This is a genomic window from Arthrobacter globiformis (assembly GCF_030815865.1).
Taxonomy (GTDB): domain Bacteria; phylum Actinomycetota; class Actinomycetes; order Actinomycetales; family Micrococcaceae; genus Arthrobacter; species Arthrobacter globiformis_B.
This window is the reverse complement of record NZ_JAUSXI010000001.1, coordinates 1,179,095-1,199,236: the sequence shown is the minus strand read 5'-3', so window position 1 is coordinate 1,199,236 and position 20,142 is coordinate 1,179,095. Positions and strand designations below refer to the sequence as shown.

The 20,142-nt window shown below is 66.6% G+C and carries 16 protein-coding genes, 1 pseudogene and 1 riboswitch; of the genes and pseudogenes, 4 read left to right on the top strand and 13 right to left on the bottom strand.

Going from position 1 to position 20,142, the window contains the following annotated elements; genetic code table 11:
- Positions 1-66: 66 nt before the first annotated feature.
- From groL to QFZ33_RS05570, 5 genes are all read right to left on the bottom strand, one after another.
- Positions 67-1,695: a chaperonin GroEL gene (groL, locus tag QFZ33_RS05590; RefSeq protein ID WP_214847144.1), complete on the bottom strand. Its 1,629-nt coding sequence runs from the start codon at positions 1,693-1,695 to the stop codon at positions 67-69.
- Between the two features lie 300 nt (positions 1,696-1,995).
- Entirely contained in the window at positions 1,996-3,270 is a 1,275-nt protein-coding gene (locus QFZ33_RS05585; protein WP_307025595.1) for an ABC transporter substrate-binding protein, read from the bottom strand.
- Positions 3,270-3,473, bottom strand: a complete 204-nt coding sequence (locus tag QFZ33_RS05580; protein ID WP_214847129.1) for a cold-shock protein — start codon at positions 3,471-3,473, stop codon at positions 3,270-3,272. The genes QFZ33_RS05585 and QFZ33_RS05580 overlap by 1 nt, the downstream gene beginning before the upstream one ends.
- A gap of 158 nt (positions 3,474-3,631) precedes the next feature.
- Positions 3,632-4,270, bottom strand: a complete 639-nt coding sequence (locus QFZ33_RS05575) for a LytR C-terminal domain-containing protein (protein WP_307025592.1) — start codon at positions 4,268-4,270, stop codon at positions 3,632-3,634.
- Positions 4,271-4,319: 49 nt separating this feature from the next.
- Complete coding sequence (locus tag QFZ33_RS05570; RefSeq protein WP_373427238.1) at positions 4,320-4,682, bottom strand: DUF3263 domain-containing protein; 363 nt, start codon at positions 4,680-4,682, stop codon at positions 4,320-4,322.
- 140 nt (positions 4,683-4,822) lie between these two features.
- Between QFZ33_RS05570 and QFZ33_RS05565 the strand changes: the two genes are divergently transcribed.
- Positions 4,823-5,617 (top strand): uracil-DNA glycosylase, encoded by a 795-nt coding sequence (locus QFZ33_RS05565; RefSeq protein ID WP_307025590.1) that lies wholly within the window; start codon positions 4,823-4,825, stop codon positions 5,615-5,617.
- A 10-nt stretch (positions 5,618-5,627) separates the two neighbouring features.
- Entirely contained in the window at positions 5,628-6,467 is an 840-nt protein-coding gene (locus QFZ33_RS05560; RefSeq protein WP_307025588.1) for a siderophore-interacting protein, read from the top strand.
- 7 nt (positions 6,468-6,474) lie between these two features.
- On the opposite strand, the gene QFZ33_RS05555 is transcribed toward QFZ33_RS05560, so the two are convergent.
- On the bottom strand, positions 6,475-7,971 hold the full coding sequence (locus tag QFZ33_RS05555) for a threonine/serine ThrE exporter family protein (protein ID WP_307025586.1): 1,497 nt from the start codon (positions 7,969-7,971) through the stop codon (positions 6,475-6,477).
- Positions 7,972-8,008: 37 nt separating this feature from the next.
- A complete protein-coding gene (locus tag QFZ33_RS05550; protein WP_307025585.1) occupies positions 8,009-9,082 on the bottom strand; it encodes a lipid II:glycine glycyltransferase FemX in 1,074 nt (357 codons plus the stop codon).
- 120 nt (positions 9,083-9,202) lie between these two features.
- Between QFZ33_RS05550 and QFZ33_RS05545 the strand changes: the two genes are divergently transcribed.
- Positions 9,203-9,775: a TspO/MBR family protein gene (locus tag QFZ33_RS05545; RefSeq protein WP_307025583.1), complete on the top strand. Its 573-nt coding sequence runs from the start codon at positions 9,203-9,205 to the stop codon at positions 9,773-9,775.
- Positions 9,776-9,797: 22 nt separating this feature from the next.
- Here the strand turns inward: QFZ33_RS05545 and QFZ33_RS05540 are convergent, their stop codons facing one another.
- The 6 genes from QFZ33_RS05540 to QFZ33_RS05515 all read right to left on the bottom strand — a co-directional run bounded on the left by QFZ33_RS05540 (position 9,798) and on the right by QFZ33_RS05515 (position 18,402).
- Positions 9,798-11,195 carry an L-serine ammonia-lyase gene (locus QFZ33_RS05540; RefSeq protein ID WP_307025581.1) on the bottom strand — a complete coding sequence of 466 codons (1,398 nt, stop codon included), beginning with the start codon at positions 11,193-11,195 and terminating at the stop codon, positions 9,798-9,800.
- 105 nt (positions 11,196-11,300) lie between these two features.
- Entirely contained in the window at positions 11,301-12,626 is a 1,326-nt protein-coding gene (glyA, locus tag QFZ33_RS05535) for a serine hydroxymethyltransferase (protein WP_307025578.1), read from the bottom strand.
- Entirely contained in the window at positions 12,623-13,006 is a 384-nt protein-coding gene (gene gcvH, locus QFZ33_RS05530; RefSeq protein ID WP_307025576.1) for a glycine cleavage system protein GcvH, read from the bottom strand. Before gcvH ends, glyA begins: the two co-directional genes overlap by 4 nt.
- Before the next feature lie 408 nt (positions 13,007-13,414).
- A complete protein-coding gene (gene gcvT / locus QFZ33_RS05525) occupies positions 13,415-14,563 on the bottom strand; it encodes a glycine cleavage system aminomethyltransferase GcvT (protein WP_307025573.1) in 1,149 nt (382 codons plus the stop codon).
- A 12-nt stretch (positions 14,564-14,575) separates the two neighbouring features.
- The gene (gcvP, locus tag QFZ33_RS05520) at positions 14,576-17,434 is read right to left on the bottom strand and encodes an aminomethyl-transferring glycine dehydrogenase (protein WP_373427237.1); all 2,859 of its coding nucleotides are present in this window, start codon (positions 17,432-17,434) and stop codon (positions 14,576-14,578) included.
- Between the two features lie 189 nt (positions 17,435-17,623).
- A riboswitch (glycine riboswitch) is annotated at positions 17,624-17,722 on the bottom strand.
- A 140-nt stretch (positions 17,723-17,862) separates the two neighbouring features.
- Entirely contained in the window at positions 17,863-18,402 is a 540-nt protein-coding gene (locus tag QFZ33_RS05515; protein ID WP_307025570.1) for a TetR/AcrR family transcriptional regulator, read from the bottom strand.
- Between the two features lie 73 nt (positions 18,403-18,475).
- Between QFZ33_RS05515 and QFZ33_RS05510 the strand changes: the two are divergent.
- Positions 18,476-20,031: pseudogene (locus QFZ33_RS05510) on the top strand (MFS transporter).
- Positions 20,032-20,142 lie beyond the last annotated feature (111 nt).

Below are 20,142 nucleotides of genomic sequence, written 5' to 3'. Positions count from 1 at the left end.
GACAAAAAGTGCGGCCCCCTCGTGAGAGGGGGCCGCACTCGTGAGCCAGCTGGGAGCAGCGGGAGGCTAGAAGCCGCCCATGCCGCCCATCTCGTCGCCGCCGCCCATGGCGGGAGCGTTCTTCTCCGGCTTGTCGGCTACAACGGCCTCGGTGGTGAGGAACAGACCGGCAATGGAAGCGGCGTTCTGCAGGGCAGAGCGGGTTACCTTGACGGGGTCGTTGATGCCGGCGGCCAGCAGGTCGACGTATTCGCCGGTTGCTGCGTTCAGGCCGTGGCCTGCGGGCAGGCCGCGGACCTTGTCGACGACAACGCCGGGCTCGAGGCCTGCGTTGAAGGCGATCTGCTTCAGCGGCGCGTCGATGGCAACGCGGACGATGTTCGCACCGGTTGCTTCGTCGCCGGTCAGGTTCAGGTTGGCGAATGCCTTGAGACCTGCCTGGATCAGGGCAACGCCACCACCGGCGACGATGCCCTCTTCAACGGCAGCCTTCGCGTTGCGGACAGCGTCCTCAATGCGGTGCTTGCGCTCCTTGAGCTCAACCTCCGTGGCGGCACCGGCCTTGATGACTGCAACGCCGCCGGCCAGCTTGGCCAGGCGCTCCTGCAGCTTCTCGCGGTCGTAGTCGGAGTCGGAGTTTTCGATCTCGGCGCGGATCTGGGAAACGCGGCCAGCGATCTGGTCGGCGTCGCCGGCACCTTCAACGATGGTGGTCTCATCCTTGGTCACGACAACCTTGCGGGCGCGTCCCAGCAGTTCGAGACCGGCGGTCTCCAGCTTCAGGCCGACTTCCTCGGCGATGACCTGGCCACCGGTGAGGATGGCGATGTCGGCCAGCTGGGCCTTGCGGCGGTCGCCGAAGCCCGGAGCCTTGACGGCAACAGACTTGAAGGTGCCGCGGATCTTGTTGACGATCAGGGTGGCCAGGGCCTCGCCCTCGATGTCCTCGGCAATGATCAGCAGCGGCTTGCTGGACTGCATGACCTTTTCCAGGACAGCAACCAGTTCCTTGACGTTGGAGATCTTGGAGTTGACGATCAGGATGTACGGGTCCTCGAGGACCGTTTCCTGACGCTCGGTGTCCGTGACGAAGTAAGCGGAGATGTAGCCCTTGTCGAAGCGCATGCCTTCGGTGAGCTCCAGCTCGAGGCCGAAGGTGTTGGACTCCTCGACCGTGATGACGCCTTCCTTGCCCACCTTGTCCAAGGCTTCAGCGATAAGGGCGCCGATTTCGTCGTCACCGGCGGAGATGGAAGCCGTGGCTGCGATCTCTTCCTTGGTTTCAATTTCCTTGGCGGAGTTCAGCAGTTCGGCGGTGACGGCTTCAACGGCCTTCTCGATGCCGCGCTTGAGGGACAGCGGGTCAGCGCCGGCCGCGACGTTGCGCAAGCCTTCCTTGACCAGTGCCTGGGCCAGGACGGTGGCCGTGGTGGTGCCGTCGCCTGCGACGTCATCCGTCTTCTTGGCAACTTCCTTGACCAGCTCAGCGCCGATCTTCTCGTAGGGATCGTCCAGCTCGATCTCCTTGGCGATGGATACACCATCGTTGGTGATCGTGGGGGCGCCCCACTTCTTTTCGAGGACGACGTTGCGTCCACGCGGGCCGAGGGTGACCTTGACGGCGTCGGCGAGGATATTCAGGCCCCGCTCAAGACCGCGGCGTGCCTCTTCATCAAATGCAATGATCTTGGCCATAACGGCAGTAGTCCTTTCGGGACAGTCGTTAAGAATGAACCTCGTTGCGGTGCCCGCGACGGACGATCGTTCCTGACAGCCTCTGTACGCCGGCAGTCCCGATCTCACCCCAACCAGGTGTTTCTTTCGCTCCATGCACGGCCACTGACCTCGCTGGCGGCCTAAACCGGGCGACGAGTTAGCAGTCGATACGCAGGAGTGCTAATCAATAATTAGCACTCCCCCGGGGAGAGTGCAAGCAGATGTACTTGTTAATCCCGCGAACGGGTGGAGTATTCGCTGCCAGCGATCAGCCAGCGGTCAGCCGGCAGACCTGCCGGCGGCCTCGCTTCCCGTGAGCTTGGCTTTGTTGTCAGCTCCGTAGGTGAACACCATGTACTTGGCGGCCGTGATGTCTCCGTTCGCATCGAAGCGGACGGGCCCAGACTCGCCGTCGTAGTCAATGGACTTCCCGTCCCGCATGGCCGCGAGGCAGTCCTTGTATGTCGAGCAGACGGCCGGCTGGCCGGACGGCGAGGCGGACACCTGGCTGCCGGAAGTGCCGCCGGAGACGGAGATGAGCGTGCCGGCGATGGAGGCACCGGCGTCGTCCTCCGCCGCAGCGGCGGCCAGGGCCGCGAGGTTCACGGCATCATACGTCTCGGCCGCGAACGTCGTGTCCTTGAGGCCCGCATCGATGGCCACGAGCTCAGCCTGGAAGTGCGCCGAGGGGAAGACTCCGGGCACGAGGGCGCGCGCTCCCTCCAGCGATTTTGATCCGAGGGCGGACCCGTACTGCCTGAAGGCGGCGTCGCCCAGGATGAGTTTGTTGCCCGGCAGTCCGGCGTTGGTGAGCTCGGCGAGGGCGCCCTGCGCACCGTCCCGGGCCAGAACGACGACGGCGTCCGGCGCCGCGTCGCGGGCGGCGGCAGCAGACTTCTGTGCCTCACCCGCCTTGAAGCCGGAGACGGTGACGGGGTCCAGCCCGCTGGTCTTGGCGGAGGCGGACACTGCTGCAGACTCGGCCTGGCCGTAGGTACCGTCCTCGTAGACCACCGCGAGGCTTTTTGCTCCGGCATCCTTGGCGAGTTTCACCATGACGGGAGCCTGTGCGATGTCAGCCGCCGCCGTGCGGAAGTAGTAGCCACCGCTCTTGTAACTGCTGAGTTCCGGAGCCGTGTTGGCGGGAGAGATGAGCGTGGTCCTGGCTTTGGACAGCACATCGATGGCGGCGGGCGCCCTGCTGGAATCGGTGGGACCAATCACGACGTCCGCTTTGGCATCGACGAGTTCCCGGGCCTGCGCAGCGGTGTCGCCCCCGGTGGTTGCGGGCAGCAGTTCCACGGGCCGGCCCTTGTGCCCGCCCGCCGCGTTGATCTCCTGGACGGCGAGCTTGGCGGCGGCCAGTTGGGCGGCGTTCAGGAAGGACTGCGGTCCGGTGTTGTCTAGGATCAGCCCGATCCGCAGGGTCCCGTCGCCGCTGGCTTCAACCGGAGCCGTCCGGGCGTTGTCCCCGGACCCGGAGCAGGCACCCAGCGTCAGCACGACGGCGGCGCCCCAGACGGCAGAAACCCTGAGACCTAAGCGGCGTGCCACTAGACGGGCCGGACCTGTTCTGCCTGCGGACCTTTTTCGCCTTCGCCCACTTCCAGCTCCACGCGCTGGCCCTCATCCAGCGCCCGGAACCCGTCTGTTTGGATGGCCGACCAGTGCACGAAAACGTCGTCGCCTGAATCGTCAACGGTGATGAAGCCGTAGCCCTTTTCCGCGTTGAACCACTTCACGGTGCCCAATGCCATGATCCCCACACTTTCAGGTTGCTTCCGTAAGGCCCACGTCGATGTGTGCCGTGAATTACGCCTTGAAGCCTGCCATCACTCTATCGAGTCAGGCCCGTGGAGGCGCAGGCCAGCGGTCCGGAGCGGAGGCAATAGTTATTCAGGCGTAACCGGGACGGCTACTCGTAGCCGGGGCCCAGCACCACGGCAACGGGCGTGGGGAAGTCCGCACTCTCCACCAGCGTGGGGATGTTCAGCAACTCGCTGAGCGCCTCGGCGTTGGCACGGTGGGCAGCGTCCGAGTAGAAGATCACGGACTGCTGCTGGGGGGCGCCCTGCCAGTTGGCCACCTCACCGAGCACCCAGCCATCGGACTTGACCGTGGCACCTACCCGTCCGGCCAGTCCGGAGGTCAGTGTTCCGTTGAAAATGGCGACCGGCTGCGACTTGTCCACCGCTGCAGGGGCAATGGTTTCCGAGGTGGCGGGCTCCAGCGCGGAGGGCGGAGCCGGTTCGGAGGCGGACGCCGAGGCCGAGGGGGTCGCGCTGGGCGTCGCACTTGCAGAGGGCGTCGCCGTGGGGCTGGCCGACGCCGCGGAAGTGTCGGCCGCTGCGGCGGGCGGCGGCGTGATGCCCGGCTGGAACCCCAGCTGCGGCAGCAGGAGGAAAGCGATCAGGCCGACGGCGAGCGCCGCGATTCCCACGGAAAGGATGGGCCACAACTTCGGGCGGGACGGCGCTGAGACAGCGCGGTGTACGCCCTGCCGGGAGGAGACCTCAGGCACCCTGTCGAATTCGTCCCGAGCAAAATTAGTCATGGTGAAGAGGCGTCCTTGTTGGTTTTCGCCGGCAGTCCGGCACTAGCAGTTACGCGTCAGATCCAAGGCGGCGTGCAGTGCGGGCCCGCTGACGTGATGTACGTAGTCTACGCAATCTCTTCACGAGCATGGGGTCGTGGGCCAGCGCGTGCTCTGTATCAATCAGTGCGTTGAGGATCTGGTAGTAGTGCGTCGCGGACAGGTCAAAGAGCTCCCGGATGGCCTGTTCCTTGGCGCCGGCATACTTCCACCACTGCCGTTCCAGGGCGAGGATCTGCTGCTCCCGCTCGCTCAGCGGCGAGTCCTTGAGCTTGAAGTCGTCCAGCAGCGAGCCGCTCCGCAGCCCGTGCTCCAGCGCTAAATCCTGCCCTGAATCCGGCTCCGCGAGATGGTCCTGCAACGGCTCCGCCACTGCGCTCTCCTTAGCTGAATCCGGTCAAAGTACCTCCCCTATGTTACGGAGGAATAACAGCCTTGTCATTTGTGGCACGGCGGCACCGGCGGCTCGTTTCACGGACAGGGGCAGCGGGCTTCGGACAGCAGTGCGGGAGAATGGACACCGTGACGGAACCTGAACCGCTCTTCGACCTCGAACCTGCAACAGCGGGCGGCCCGGACTTTGCAGACCTTGCCAGGCTGCCGCTCGGCGAGCTGATGGCACCCGACTGGGCCGACGCCCTGGCGGGAGTGGAGGCCGAGTTGAGGTCCGTTCTGACTTTCCTCGCGGCCGAGGAGGCGGCCGGGCAGCGGGTGCTGCCGTCGGCGTCGAACGTCCTCCGGGCGTTCCGGCAGCCGTTGAACGGGGTTCGGGTCCTGATCGTGGGCCAGGACCCCTACCCCACCCCCGGACACGCTGTGGGGCTCGCCTTTTCCGTGGACGCCGGCACCCGGCCCATCCCGCGCAGCCTGGCCAACATCTACAAGGAGCTTGCAGCGGATCTAAGCTTGCCGCCGCGGGTCCACGGTGACCTCGGCGCCTGGGCGGACCAGGGCGTACTGCTGCTGAACCGCGTGCTCAGCGTGCGTGAGGGCGCTGCCGGGTCCCACCGCGGCAAGGGATGGGAAACGATCACGACGGCGGCAGTGACCGCCGTCGTCGGCCGCCGGACCGCGGACGGAACCACCGCGCCGCTCGTGGCCGTGCTTTGGGGCAAGGACGCCGAGAGCGTCCGACCCCTCCTGGACAGCACCCCCGTGGTGGCCAGCGCCCACCCCAGCCCACTGTCCGCCTCGCGGGGGTTCTTCGGCTCGCGTCCGTTCAGCCGCGCCAATGCCCTGCTGACGGAGCAGGGCGGCGGGCCTGTGGACTGGGAGATCCCGGCCGTCCCGCCAAGGAGCTTAGGCTAGGCTTACCTGCATGACTTCCCTTCCGGCCACCACCAGCGCCACGAAAAAATCCCGCCCGCAGGTCACCCTGGCTGTCCTTCGGCGGGAGCAGCTTTCCGCGCACATGGTGCGGATCGTCGCGGGCGGCCCCGGGTTCGCTGACTACGTGAACAACGACTTCGTGGACCGGTACGTCAAGATCGTCTTTCCGCAGCCCGGGGTGGACTACCCCCAGCCCCTGGACCTCTGGGCCATCCGGGAAACGATGCCCCGGGAGCAGTGGCCGCACACCCGGACCTACACGGTCCGCTGGGTGGATATGGCCGCCGGTGAACTGGCCATAGATTTCGTCGTCCACGGCGACGAAGGCCTGGCAGGCCCCTGGGCAGCCGCTGCCGAACCCGGCGACAGCCTCAGCTTCACGGGCCCCGGGGGCGGCTACAACCCTGATCCGGCGGCGGACTGGTACCTGCTGGCGGCTGACGAGGCCGCACTGCCGGCCGTGGCCGCAGTCATCGAGTCCCTGCCGGCGCATGCCAGGGGCCTGGCCTTTCTCGAAGTCGGTTCGGACGCCGACGTCCAGGAGATTGCCTCCCCGGCCGGGCTCGAGCTGGTCTGGCTGCAGCGCGGCGGCATTCCCGCCGGCGAGGGTGACCGGCTAGTGGAGGCGGTGCGCAACGCCGCCTGGCCCGACGGCCGGGTGAACGTTTTTGCGCACGGCGAGCGTGGCTACATGAAGGGCCTGCGGGAGGTGCTGTTCCGCGAGCGCGGCCTGGACCGCAGCCAGGTTTCACTGTCCGGCTACTGGGCCAAGGGACGGGTCGAGGACGACTTCCAGGCCGAGAAGAAACTCCCGATCGGAAAGATCTAGCAGGCCCCTAGCGGCGGCGGGACCGCCGCCGCTCATTGCTGGCCAGGCTGCGCGTGAGCGGCCGGGCCAGCGTGTCACCAAGCACAATGCCGCCGGCAACGCCGAAGACGATCGCCCCGGCGCTGAGCATCCCTCCGGCCCCGAGCAGGATCTCGGATTCCTCGATGGTCAGGACATACATCGACCGGAAAATGGTGAGACCGGGCAGGAGAATCAGGCCGGCCGGCACGGCGACCACCAGCTGCGGGGCGCCCATCTTCAGCGCCACCACGCGGGCCAGCAGGCCGATCACGACGGCGGCCAGCGCCGGCGAGAACCGCGGACCAATGCCCAGCGCCTCGCCGCCTATCAGGGCCAGGTGCCCCACCACGCCCACTGCCGCCGTCGGAAGCAGCAGCTTCCAGTCCGTCTGTTCCGTGACGCCGATTGCCACAACTGCGATGGCCACCAGGATCACCTGAACCCAGAGCGGGTACGCGGGCGGAAAGGTCTCCGTGACGCTGATTGGATCCATGCCGATCCTGTCCCCCACCACGAACGCGACAGCGATCCCGGCCACCACCGCGCCAAACGTCAGCAGAGTGGACAGGAACCTCCCGGCCGCCGTCACTGGGAAGCCGTTGATGGCATCCTGGACCGAGGACACGAGCCGCCCGGTGGGCAGCAGCAGCAGGATGCCGCCCACCACCACAATGGCGGGCGCCAGCCGGATCCCCACCGGACTGCCGAACCTCCACATCAGCAGCGCGATGACTGTCACCACAAAGGAACAGGCCGCTGTGATGAAGAAGTCAGGCGTCCGCCAACGGCCCAGCTTCCTGGCCACCAGGCTGATAAGCAGGTTGGAAGCGAACGCAACGGCCGAGGCGCCGGGACCGCCGCCGATCACGCCGACGAACACCGCCGAAAACACGGCGAACGCGACCGTCACCATCCAGCGGGGAAACGGCTTGGGGCTGCGGGTGATTTCATCGAGCCGGCGGACGGCCTCGTCCCTGCCGACGCCTCCGGCCACGATATCGGTGACCAGCTGGTGGACCTGGGCAAGCCCCGCATAATTGTTCGTCCAGGAACGGACCACCCGCAGCAGCGAGATGGGCGGCTGGTCCTTGGGCGCGTAGTTGATGCCGACGGACTGGTTGGTGATGTCCACCTCGATGTTCTTCAGCCCCAGCGCGGCGGTGACGGCGATGATGCTTGTCTCCACTTCAAGGGACCCAGCGCCGTACCGGAACATGGACTCGGCAAGATGCAGCGCAAAGTCCATGGTCTTGCGCGCCGACGTGTCGATGCCGCCTACCTGGATCATCGGGTTGGCGTAGGGGCTCCCGGCGAGCCGGTCCACGATGCTCAGCGGCGCCGTCGGTGGGCTTTCGCTCTGCACCAGCCGCCGCAGTATGCGCTTGGCTGCCGCGTTCTGGTGCAGCTGCGAGGCGGTGAGCGGCTCCGTCTTGGGCAGCCCGTTCGTGGGCGGCCGGTTGGCGCCGCGGGGTTGTTTGGTCATCAGGGCTCCCCTCTGTTCATCAACTCAGCTCAGTAGCTCAGTAGAACTGCTGCCCGGTACGGCGGGTGTACAGCTGCCGGGCCACCCTTTCACCCGCTGCCATCCATGCCTTGTACTTCAGCGGGCTGATGACTTGGTCGTAGCAGCCAACAAAATCCGTGACCGTCTTGCTGAAGCTCGTCTTGAAAAGCCCCAGTCCGTGGAAAGGATTCGACGTGTCCTTGAGCTTGTCGCTGGGCGGCGTTCCGCAGAAATCGTATTCCGTGCAACCCAGCTCCTTGAGCTGGTTGATCGCTGTCCACTGCACCAGGTGCGAATCGCCGTACTGGTTACGCTTCTGCAGGGATCCGCCGTCCTTGTACGTGCCCTTGCGGCCGTAGTTGATCACGAAGGCGCCCACGGAGGGAACGCCGTTTTCGTACACAAACATGAGCCTTCCCTGGCCGCGCTTGATGAAGTTCGTCCAGAACTGGCGGTAGTAGTCGTATTCGCGGACGCGGACCTGCGACTTCGCCTGGACCGTGTCGGTCATCAGGCCGTACATGGCCTTGAAGTTTTCCTCGCTGGGCTCCACGTTGTGCACCTCGACGCCCTCGCGGATGGCGCGGCGGACGGCGTTCCGTCCCCGCGAGTGGAGGTTGCGGAGCAGTTGATTCTCCTCGGGGGAAATATCCAGCAGGGCCGTGGAGTCGTTGGGCTGCAGATTGTGCGTCTTGACCAGCCCCGCCCCCTCGATAACCCCGCGGGCGGCGTCGCTGAGGACGATGTCCGGCTCGATCTTGATGGCGAAGACGCCCAGGCGTGCGCGCTTGACGAACTCTGCGTTTGCCGCGGCAATGCCGGGGATGTCCTCGACGCCGGCCACGTCCGGTCCCTTGATGAGGTACCAGAGCTTGCCGAGCAGCGGGAAGCTCTTTTCCAGCACCAGGTTGTAGCTCGTGTAGTCGGCTGTTTCGTAGACGAGGTGCAGGGTCTTCCAGCCGAAGTGCTGCTTGACTTCGGCGAAGGCTTCCGACTGCAGCAGGTTTCCGCCGTTCGGATTCGCGGTGACGTGGGAGTCCCAGTTTGCGACCTCTTCGGAGGTGGCAAAGCGGGCAGTGAATTCTCGCAAGTGTGCCGTGTCCAATCTTCGCTTACGTTTCGTGCAGGTGCCGGAGAAGCAGCCTCAAGTCTATCTGTCCGGCCTGATGACTGCCTTGACTCTGGCTGCGGCCTTGGCAACTGTAGTGAAATGAGAAGCAGGGACCGCATGCCGGTCGCGGGATCCGGGCGAGACGCCAACACCAGCGGTGACCGGTCGCAGCCCGAGCCGGGGCGCACCGCCGTCGAACTTGCCGCACTCTTGGGTTTCCTGGCGGCCAGCGCACTGGTGGCCTGGCTGGGTTCGCAGGCAACCATCAGCAACGTCACCGGCTGGTACGCGACGGCAGACAAGGCGCCGTGGTCCCCGCCCAACTGGGTGTTTGGGCCGGTCTGGACGGTGCTGTACACGGCTATGGCAGTGGCGGCCTGGCTCGTGTGGCGGAGCCGCAGCCCGGAGCGCAGGGCGGCACTCACTGTCTACGGCGTACAGCTTGCCCTGAACCTGGCGTGGACGCCCGTGTTCTTCGGGATGTACCCGGTGTGGGGTTCGGCCGCGCTATGGCTGGCGCTGGGCATCATCATTGCGCTGGCCCTGGCTGTCGCCGCCACCGTGCTCCTGTTCGGGCCGATCCGCCGCACCGCCGGCCTTTTCATGCTGCCGTACCTGTCATGGGTCGTCTTCGCAGCGAGCCTAAACCTCTGGGCGGCCGCCAACAACTGAGCCCTGGGCGGCGGTTGCGGAATCAGCATTCGACGACGTTGACCGCCAGCCCACCCATCGCGGTTTCCTTGTACTTCGAGCTCATGTCCTTGCCCGTTTCACGCATGGTCACGATAACCTCGTCCAGCGAAACCCGGTGCGAACCGTCGCCCCAGAGGGCCATCTTGGCCGCGTTGATGGCCTTCGCGGCGGCGATCGCGTTGCGCTCGATGCACGGCACCTGGACCAGCCCGCCGATCGGATCGCACGTCAGGCCCAGGTTGTGCTCCATCGCGATTTCGGCCGCGTTCTCCACCTGCGCGGGCGTGCCGCCCATGACCTCGGCGAGCCCGGCGGCGGCCATCGACGACGCCGAGCCCACCTCGCCCTGGCAGCCCACCTCGGCCCCCGAGATGGACGCCTGTTCCTTGTACAGCACCCCGACGGCACCGGCGGTCAGCAGGAAACGCACCACCACGTCGTCGCGGTCTTCCTGCGTCGCCTGGTCCATCCCGGGAGCGAAGTGCAGCGCGTAGAAAAGCACGGCCGGGATGATGCCGGCGGCGCCGTTCGTCGGCGCGGTGACCACGCGCCCGCCGGAGGCGTTCTCCTCGTTCACCGCGAGGGCGATCAGGTTCACCCACTCCTGCCAGTACTTGGGGTCCCGGTCCTTGTCCTCCTTCAGGAGGCGTTCGTGCCAGTCGGGAGCACGACGGCGGACCTTCAGTCCGCCAGGCAGCAGCCCCTCACGCTTGAGGCTGACCTCGACGCAGCCCTCCATCACGGAATAGATGTGGAGCAGGCCGGCCCGGATGTCCTCCTCAGACCGGGACGCGCGCTCGTTGACCAGCATGACGTCCCCGATGGACAGGCCCCGGGAGCGGCAGTGCTCCAGAAGCTCCGCGGCAGTCCGGAACGGCAACGGCAGCTCCTTCTTGGACTCGGCGAGCTCCTTCAGGGCCGCATCCTCCTCGCCCTCGCGGACAATGAACCCGCCGCCGACGGAGAAGAACGTCGCCTTGTGCAGGATCCCGCCCTCGGCGTCCGAGACGGTGAAGGTCATGCCGTTGGTGTGCCGCGGCAGGATCGTCAGCGGCCGCAGCACCATGTCTTTGACCCCGTACGGCAACGGAACGGCCCCGGCCAGCCGCAGCGTGCCCGTTTCGGCGATAGCCGCCAGCCGGTCCTCGACCTCATCGGGCAGGATCAGGTCCGGGTGGTAGCCCTCCAGGCCCAGCAGGATCGCCGTCATGGTTCCATGCCCATGCCCGGTGGCCGCGAGCGAGCCGTACAGGTCCACCCGCAGCGACGCCACGCTCTCCAGCTTCCCGGAGGATTTGAGCTCCCCGGCAAAGACTGCAGCGGCACGCATCGGCCCCACAGTGTGCGAACTCGAGGGCCCGATCCCAATGGAAAAGAGATCAAAGACTCCAACGGCCATAATCAATCCTAACTAGACATGAGGTCAGTCGAGCGCGCGGTGCGGGCTCCGCTGATCGAGCCTGTCGAGATCATGGGTTTCGACAGGCTCAACCACCGGAAGGACCTAGCTGAGCGGGGCGACTGACGGGTAGAGGGGGTGCGCGGCGGCCAGTGCCTCCACGCGGTTGCGCAGGCCGGACAGGTCCGCGCCGGCGTCGGCCGTCAGTGCCTCGGCGATGATGTCCGCCACCTCCGCGAACGCTGCTTCGCCGAAGCCGCGGGTGGCCAGCGCCGGGGTGCCGATGCGCAGCCCTGAGGTGACCATCGGCGGACGCGGGTCGAACGGTACGGCGTTGCGGTTCACGGTGATGTCGATTGCGGCGAGGCGGTCTTCGGCCTGCTGCCCGTCGAGCTCGCAGTTGCGCAGGTCCACCAGCACCAGGTGCACGTCGGTGCCGCCGGACACCACGGAGATGCCCTTGGCCGTGACGTCGGGCTGGACCAGGCGCTCGGCCAGGATCCGCGCGCCGGCGAGCACACGCTCCTGGCGTTCCTTGAACTCCTCGGACGCGGCGATCTTGAAGGCCACGGCCTTGCCCGCGATCACGTGCTCCAGCGGGCCGCCCTGCTGGCCAGGGAACACCGCCGAGTTGATCTTCTTGGCGACATCGGCGTCGTTGGTCAGGATGATGCCGCCGCGTGGACCGGCGAGGGTCTTGTGCGTCGTGGACGTCGTGACGTGCGCGTGCGGCACCGGGGACGGGTGCAGGCCGGCGGCAACCAGCCCGGCGAAGTGCGCCATGTCCACCATCAGGTAGGCGCCCACGGAATCGGCGATCCGGCGGAACTCGGCAAAGTCCAGCTGCCGAGCGTAAGCGGACCAGCCGGCGACGATCAGCTGCGGCTTATGCTCCTGGGCCAGGCGCTCCACCTCGGCCATGTCGATCCGGTGGTCCTCCTCGCGGACCTGGTACGGGATCACGTTGTAGAGGCGGCCGGAGAAGTTGATCCGCATGCCGTGGGTCAGGTGCCCGCCGTGGGCCAGGTTCAGACCCATGATGGTGTCGCCCGGCTTGATCAGGGCGTGCATCACCGAGGCGTTCGCCTGCGCGCCGGAGTGCGGCTGCACGTTCGCGTACTCGGCACCGAACAGGGCCTTGACCCGGTCGATCGCGAGCTGCTCGATCACGTCGACGTGCTCGCAGCCACCGTAGTAGCGCTTGCCCGGGTAGCCTTCGGCGTACTTGTTGGTGAGGACCGAACCCTGTGCCTGCATCACTGCCGCGGCGGTGTGGTTCTCCGACGCGATCATCTCCAGGCCCTCGCGCTGGCGGCCGAGCTCGTCGTCGATCTTTGCCGCGATCTCCGGGTCCAGCTCCGCGAGGTCCGCGTTCAGGCTCGGTGACACTACCTGCTCGAACGCCGCTGTTGCGGCCTGAGCGGCGCTCACAGCTCGCCGCCGTTCTTGGAAGCGTACTCTTCGGCCGACAGCAGCGGGCCCTCGGAATCAGCGGCCACCTTGAATAGCCAGCCGGCGCCGTACGGATCGCTGTTGATCAGGGCCGGGTCCTCCACGACGGTCGGGTTGATCTCCGTGACCTCTCCCGTCACGGGGGAGTACAGATCGGAGACGGACTTGGTGGACTCCACCTCGCCGCAGGTCTCCCCCGCGGTCACGACCGAGCCAACCTCGGGCAGGTCCACGTAAACAATATCGCCGAGCGCGTCAGTGGCCACGGCGGAAATGCCGATCGAGACCAGGTTCCCGTCTTCGCGGGAAACCCACTCGTGTTCGTCGGAATACTGCAGTTCAGGGGCAACTTTTGCCATGTTTCTTTTCCTAACTTTCGAAATCTTGTGGTTTCGTACAGCGGCCGGAAACCGAATTCCTCCGCCGCTTCGAGCCAGTGTTCCGTTTGAAAGAACGCTGGCCCTTCAAAGATCAATAGGGTCCTGGCTGCTTCGGGGCCTCGAGGGTTCGGCAAGCTCAACCCCCAATGATCGAGCTTGCCAACCCTGTTGATCGAGCCTGTCGAGATCCGGGGGTAAGCCGGGTTTCGACGAGCTCAACCAGCGGACGGCCCCTTCGGGCCTGGCATCCGGAAGCGTGCGTCTAAGGGAGCGTCACGTCCGCTCAGCGGGCGTCTACGCGACCGAGCACGCGGAGGATGTCAGATCCGAAGGGCAGAGCCGGGGACGGGCCGCTGGTTTCGACAGGCTCAACCAGCGAACGCCGGGCTACTTGGAGCGCTTGTAGAAAGGCAGTGCGACGACTTCGAACGGCTCCGCCTTGCCCCGCAGGTCAATGTCCAGTGCCGTGCCGGGTTCGGCGTAGGCGACGTCGACGTAGGCCATGGCGACCGGGTAGCCGAGGGTCGGGCTGGGCTGGCCGGACGTGACTTCGCCGACGACGTTGCCGTCCTTGAGGACCGGGTAGTGTCCGCGGCCCGCGCGGCGGCCGAGGCCCTTGAGGCCCACGAGCTTGCGGCCCGTGGTGGAGCCGGCTCCGGCTTCCTTCTTCGCTGCCAGCGCGGCCTTGCCCACGAAGTCGCCTTCCTTGGACAGCGCGACGACGGGGCCCAGGCCGGCTGCGAACGGGTCACCGTCGAGCGAGAGTTCGTTGCCGTACAGCGGCATGCCGGCCTCGAGGCGGAGCGAATCGCGGGAGGCAAGGCCGGACGGCGTCAGCTCCCCCTCGTCCGCAATGGCGACGATGGACTGCCAGAGGGCGGCGGCGTCGTCGTTCTCCACGAAAATCTCGAAGCCGTCCTCACCGGTGTACCCGGTCCGGGCCAGCAACAGGTTCTGGCTGGTCCCGCCCACCAGGAAGGAAACCTCGACGGCGGCGTAGTACTTCAGCCCGGTCACCAGCTCGTGCTGGGCTGCCGGGACCAGGCGCAGGAGGATCTCCTCGGCCTTTGGACCCTGCACCGCGATCAGCGACGTTTCGGCGGATGCGTCCTCGACTGCGACGTCGAAGTTCGCTGCCCGCTGCACCAGGGCCCCGGCCACCACCTTGGCGTTGCCGGCATTCGGGACAACCAGGAACCGGTCGGTGCCAGTCCCATCGGAGGGGCGGCGGTACACGATGAGGTCGTCGATGATGCCGCCGTCCTCGTTGCAGATCAGGGAGTACTTGGCCTTGCCGACGGCCATGGCGGAGATCTTGCCGGCAAGTGCGTAGTCGAGGAACGCGGCAGCGTCCGGGCCGGTGACCCAGACTTCGCCCATGTGGGAGAGGTCGAAGATGCCGGCCGAATTGCGGACGGCGTGATGCTCGGCCAGCTCGGAGCCGTACTTCAGCGGCATCTGCCAGCCGCCGAAGTCGGTGAACGAGGCGCCCAGCTTCTTGTGCTCCTCGTAAAGGGCAGTGTAGTTCTCAGTCATTGAGCGGAATCCTCAGTTTTCGAAGGCTTCGATGGGAGGGCAGGAGCAGACCAGGTTCCGGTCGCCTGCTGCGCCGTCGATGCGGCCTACGGGCGGGAAGTACTTGTCCTGCTTGAGCGTGTGGACGGGGAAGACGGCCTGCTCGCGCGGGTAGGCGCGGTCCCAGTCGGAGCTGATAGCAGCGGCCGCGGTGTGCGGTGCGTTGCGCAGCGGGTTGTTCTCCACGGTGAACTCGCCGTTGGCCACCTGGTCGATCTCGCCGCGGATGGCGATCATGGCCTTGATGAACCGGTCGATCTCGCCCAGGTCCTCGGACTCAGTGGGCTCCACCATCAGGGTTCCGGCGACCGGGAATGCCAGGGTGGGCGCGTGGAAGCCGTAGTCGATCAGGCGCTTGGCCACGTCCTCGGCGGTCACACCCGTCTTGGCCGTGAGTTCGCGCAGATCCAGGATGCACTCGTGCGCCACCAGGCCGCCTTCGCCTGTGTAGAGCACGGGGAAGAAGTCATTGAGGCTGGCTGCAACGTAGTTCGCGGCGAGCAGCGCGGACTTGGTGGCCTCGGTCAGGCCGCTGCCTCCCATGAGCTTCACGTACGCCCAGGAGATCGGCAGCACACCGGCAGAGCCGAAGCGCGAGGCGGAGATCGGAACGTCCTTGCCTTCGGTCCAGGTGGCCGCATCGCCCGGCATGAACGGTGCCAGGTGCGCCTTCGCCGCAACCGGGCCGACGCCGGGTCCGCCGCCGCCGTGCGGGATGCAGAACGTCTTGTGCAGGTTCAGGTGGGACACGTCGCCGCCGAACTTGCCCGGCTGTGCAAGCCCGACCAGGGCGTTGAGGTTGGCGCCGTCGATGTAGACCTGGCCGCCGGCCGCGTGGACGGCGTCGCAGACCTCACGAACGTCGGCGTCGTATACGCCGTGCGTGGAGGGGTAGGTGATCATGATGCAGGACAGGGCGTCCTTGTTGGCCTCGATCTTTGCGTACAGATCGGCGTGGTCGATGGTGCCGTCGGCGGCGGTGGCCACCACCACTACCTTCATGCCGGCCAGCACGGCCGAGGCCGCATTGGTGCCGTGCGCGGACGCCGGAATCAGGCAGATGTTGCGCTGGTCGTCGCCGCGGGACAGGTGGTAGCCGCGGATCGCCAGCAGGCCCGCCAGTTCACCCTGGGAGCCGGCGTTGGGCTGGATGGACACCTGGTCATAGCCGGTGATCTCGGCGAGGTCGGCTTCCAAACCATCGATCAGTTCGCGCCAGCCCTCGGTCTGCGAATCCGGCGCGAACGGGTGGATCGAGGCGAACTCCGGCCAGGAAATTGCTTCCATCTCCGCCGTGGCGTTCAGCTTCATGGTGCAGGAGCCCAGCGGGATCATGGTGCGGTCCAGCGCCAGGTCACGGTCGGAGAGCTTGCGGATGTAGCGCAGCAGCTGGGTCTCGGAGCGGTGCGTGTTGAACACCGGGTGCTGCAGGTATGCGGATGAACGCTCGACGGCGGCATCCAGGGCGAAACTGCCCGTGGACCCCACTGACTTGGCACCAAAGACAGCAAGAACGTCAGCGACGATGGCCGGCGTCGTGGTTTCATCGGTGGAGATGCCGACGGAGTCGGCGTCGATGCTGCGGAGGTTGATGCCCTTCTCTTCGGCGGCGGCGATGATGCCGGCGGCCTTGCCCGGGACGGAAACCGTCACGGTGTCGAAGAAGCTGGTGTGCAGGACGTCCAGTCCGGCGGCCTTGAGCGAGGCGGCCAGGGTCTTGGCGTGGCCGTGTGCAGTTTCGGCGATCGCCTTCAGGCCTTCCGGTCCATGGTAGACGCCGTACATCGAGGCAACGATAGCCAGCAGTGCCTGCGCGGTGCAGATGTTGGACGTGGCCTTCTCGCGGCGGATGTGCTGCTCGCGGGTCTGCAGCGCGAGCCGGTAGGCGGGAGTACCGGCGTTGTCCTTGGAGACGCCCACGAGGCGGCCGGGAAGAGAGCGTTCAAGGCCCTTCTGCACGGCCATGTACGCGGCGTGCGGTCCGCCGTAGAACAGCGGGACGCCCAGGCGCTGCGCGGAGCCGACGGCGATGTCGGCGCCCTGCTCGCCCGGAGGGGTGATGAGCGTCAGCGCCAGCAGGTCAGCGGCCACCGTGACCAGGGCGCCGCGTTCCTTGGCGGCGGCGATGACCTCGGTGTAGTCGAAGACGCGGCCGGAGACGCCGGGCTGCTGGAGCACGACGCCGTTGATGTCGCCGTCGGGAAGTCCCTTGGACAGGTCGGCAACCTCCACCTCGAAGCCAAGCGCCTCGGCGCGGCCCTTGACGATCGCAATGGTCTGCGGCAGGGAGTCGACATCCAGGACGGTCTTGCCGTCCTTGGCGTCTTTGTTCTTGTTGGCCCTGCGCATCAGCAGCACAGCCTCGGCCACCGCCGTCGCTTCATCCAGCAGCGACGCGTTGGCGATCGGCAGGCCGACCAGGTCCTGGACCATGGTCTGGAAGTTCAGCAGGGCCTCGAGGCGGCCCTGCGAGATTTCCGGCTGGTACGGGGTGTAGGCGGTGTACCAGGCCGGGGCTTCGAGGACGTTGCGCCGGATCACGGGCGGCGTCACGGTGTCGTAGTAGCCCTGGCCGATCATCTGCACGGCGGTCTTGTTCTTGGCCGCGAGCTTCCGGAGTTCGGCGAGGGTTTCGACTTCGCTCAGGGCCGCGGAGAGCTCCAGCGGGGAGTCCTGCCGGATGTCTTTCGGCACTGCCGTGTCAACCAGTGCATCGACAGTCTCGTAGCCGACGGCCTTGAGCATGGCTTCGACGTCGGCCCCTCGGCGGGCACCAATATGCCGGTCGACGAAGGTGGCGGAGGCTGAATGTACGGTCAAAAGGAACTCCATAACTAAGGCGGCGCAGGGTACGCCGCAGTGATTCGGGTTCCTCCCCGCTCTGTATCGGACCTGAGAGTTTCCGCGTTGCTGCGCCTACGCACAGCTCCGCTTGCACCGTCGGTGAGCACAGCATGCCCTGAACCGTCCGCGCGGAGGCGGAACATTCAATACGGGCAGCCTGCTGCTTTCCAGAGTTGCCTTGCCGCGGCGGTACATGGGCCTGAGAGATTCCTGGGGAGGTTTTGCTCCTACGGCGCCTGCTTGTACCTACTTGCAGGACTCTCCCGCCGCAGATCAAAGGCATATTCAATTGAGCGGTGACAGCTGTCACAGAGGCTATTGTCCTACGCCGGGATCGCGTCTGCAAACTGTGGCCGCGTGGGCTGACACACCGCGGGGCGGCGGGCAGCCCGGCGCGCACCTACCCCGCAGCCGGCCTAACCCCTTAGGCGGTCAAGGGCCGCAAGGAGGCTCTCGACGTCGGCCGCGGTCTCCGACGGCGTCGCCGCCGGGCCGATTGACAGCATGGCGTTGAAGTAGAGCCCGTCACCCATGTACAGGACGGCCTTCGCGAGGCCCGGCCCGACGTCGCGGGCGATCTCGTCGAGCCACCGCTGCTGGATGTGGGCGAACCGGCGCCGGGTCTCCTCGTGTGCCACCTCGGCCAGCCTCGTCGCAGCCACGATGGCGCGGTCCAGCGGGGTGTCCGCCCAGACGGACGATTTGATGAAGTACGCGGCAGCACCCTCGGGAGCCCCGGCCATGGCCTGGGCGTCCGCTTCCGCAAACTCGTCGAGGCGGTCCAGCAGGACACCTATGAGCGCTTCCTTGTTTGGGAAGTGGTACAGGAGCCCACCCTTGGACACACCGGCGCGGGCAGCCACAGCGTCCAGGGTGGCGGCACGCTCCCCCACCTCGATCAGTAGGGATTCAAACGCATCGACCACTGCGCCGCGGGCAACCGGTTTTCTGGGCATGGCTTCCATCATGCCCGTTCCAAGCGAAAGGCTTATAACTATACCGTCTGGACGGTATAGTTATCCTATGACCATGAACTCAGCCCTTCACCCGGAGCGCGCTTCTGCCAACCAGGCTTCCAGCGGTGGCGGCGCGCGCGACTGGTTTGCCCTGGCCCTGCTCATGTTCCCGGTCCTCCTGGTGGCCGTGGACAACACCGCGCTGACGTTTGCGCTTCCCGCGATAGCCCGCAGCCTGGACCCCTCGGGCGTGCAGCTGCTGTGGATAGTGGATGCCTATGCCCTTGTCCTGGCCGGACTCCTGATGGCCATGGGCAGCCTTGGCGACAGGATCGGACGCCGCCGGTTGCTCCTGGTTGGCATTTCGGGTTTTGCCGCCGTCTCTGCTGCGTCGGCCTTCGCCCCGAGCGCCGAATGGCTCATTGCAGGCCGCGCGGCCATGGGATTCTTCGGCGCCATGCTCATGCCGTCCACGCTGTCCCTGATCCGCAACATCTTTCAGGAACCGGGCCGGCGCAGGCTGGCGGTGGCCATCTGGGCCGCCGGGTTCTCGGGGGGCGCCGCGCTGGGGCCGATCTTTGGAGGCTGGCTGGTGGAGCACTTCTGGTGGGGCGCCGTCCTGCTCGTGGCCGTACCGATCATGCTGCCACCGCTGGTCTTCGGCCGCTTCCTCATTCCAGAGTCCAAGGACCCCAGCCCGGGCCGGGTGGACGGGCCCAGTATTGCGCTGTCGATGCTGACCATGGTGCCGGTGGTCTACGGCATCAAGGAACTGGCCACCCACGGCCCCGGCGTGCAGTCCCTCGGAACTCTGGCCTTTGGCCTCGCCATGGGCCTCGTGTTCATCCGCCGGCAGCAGGCCCTCGCATCCCCGCTGCTGGACTTGTCGCTGTTCAGGAACCGCGTGTTCAGCACGGCGATCACGGCTAATGTCCTGGCGCTGTTCTCCTACAACGGCTTCATCCTGTTTTTGGCCCAGCACCTGCAGCTGCTTGAAGGCATGTCGCCGTCGGAATCCGGCACGGCAATGCTGCCCGCCCTGACCGCCATGGTGGTGGCGGGACTGCTGGTGGTTCCGCTCGTGCGGAAGGTGCGGCCAGGATTTGTGTAGCCGCGGGACTGGCGCTGAGCGCCGCCGGTTACGCCCTCGTGGCGTTCGGGGATCACGACGCCGGTCCCACCGCGCTGCTGGCCGCTCTCCTCATTCTGGCGCTGGGTGTGGGGTCCGCCGAGACCATCTCGAACGACCTGATTCTGGGAGCGGTGCCCGCGGAAAAATCCGGAGCGGCCGCAGCCATCTCGGAGACGGGCTACGAGGTGGGCTCACTCCTCGGGACAGCCGTCCTGGGGTCAATCCTGACCGCGTCATACCAGCAGCACCTCGCCCTGCCCGAGGCTGTTACCGAGACGGTCCCGGCGGCGTCCGCGGATCAGGCCGGGGAAACGCTGGCTGGGGCCGTGGAGCTGGCCGGGTCACTGCCGGCCCGGGTGGCGGAGGGCCTCACGGCGGCCGCCCGGGCAGCGTTTGATTCGGGTGTCCACATCACCGCGGCTATTGCGCTGGTACTGATGGCGGGAGCCTCGGTGCTCGCCGCCGTCGTACTTCGCCGCGTCCCGCGGGCGAAGTAGCCGGGACGCAGCAACCCGGCGCCGCACGCGCGGCAGCCGACACAGAAACGGGCAGCCCCGGAGAAATTCCAGGGCTGCCCATTGGGGAGCGGCAGGGGCATCCCGCCGGCC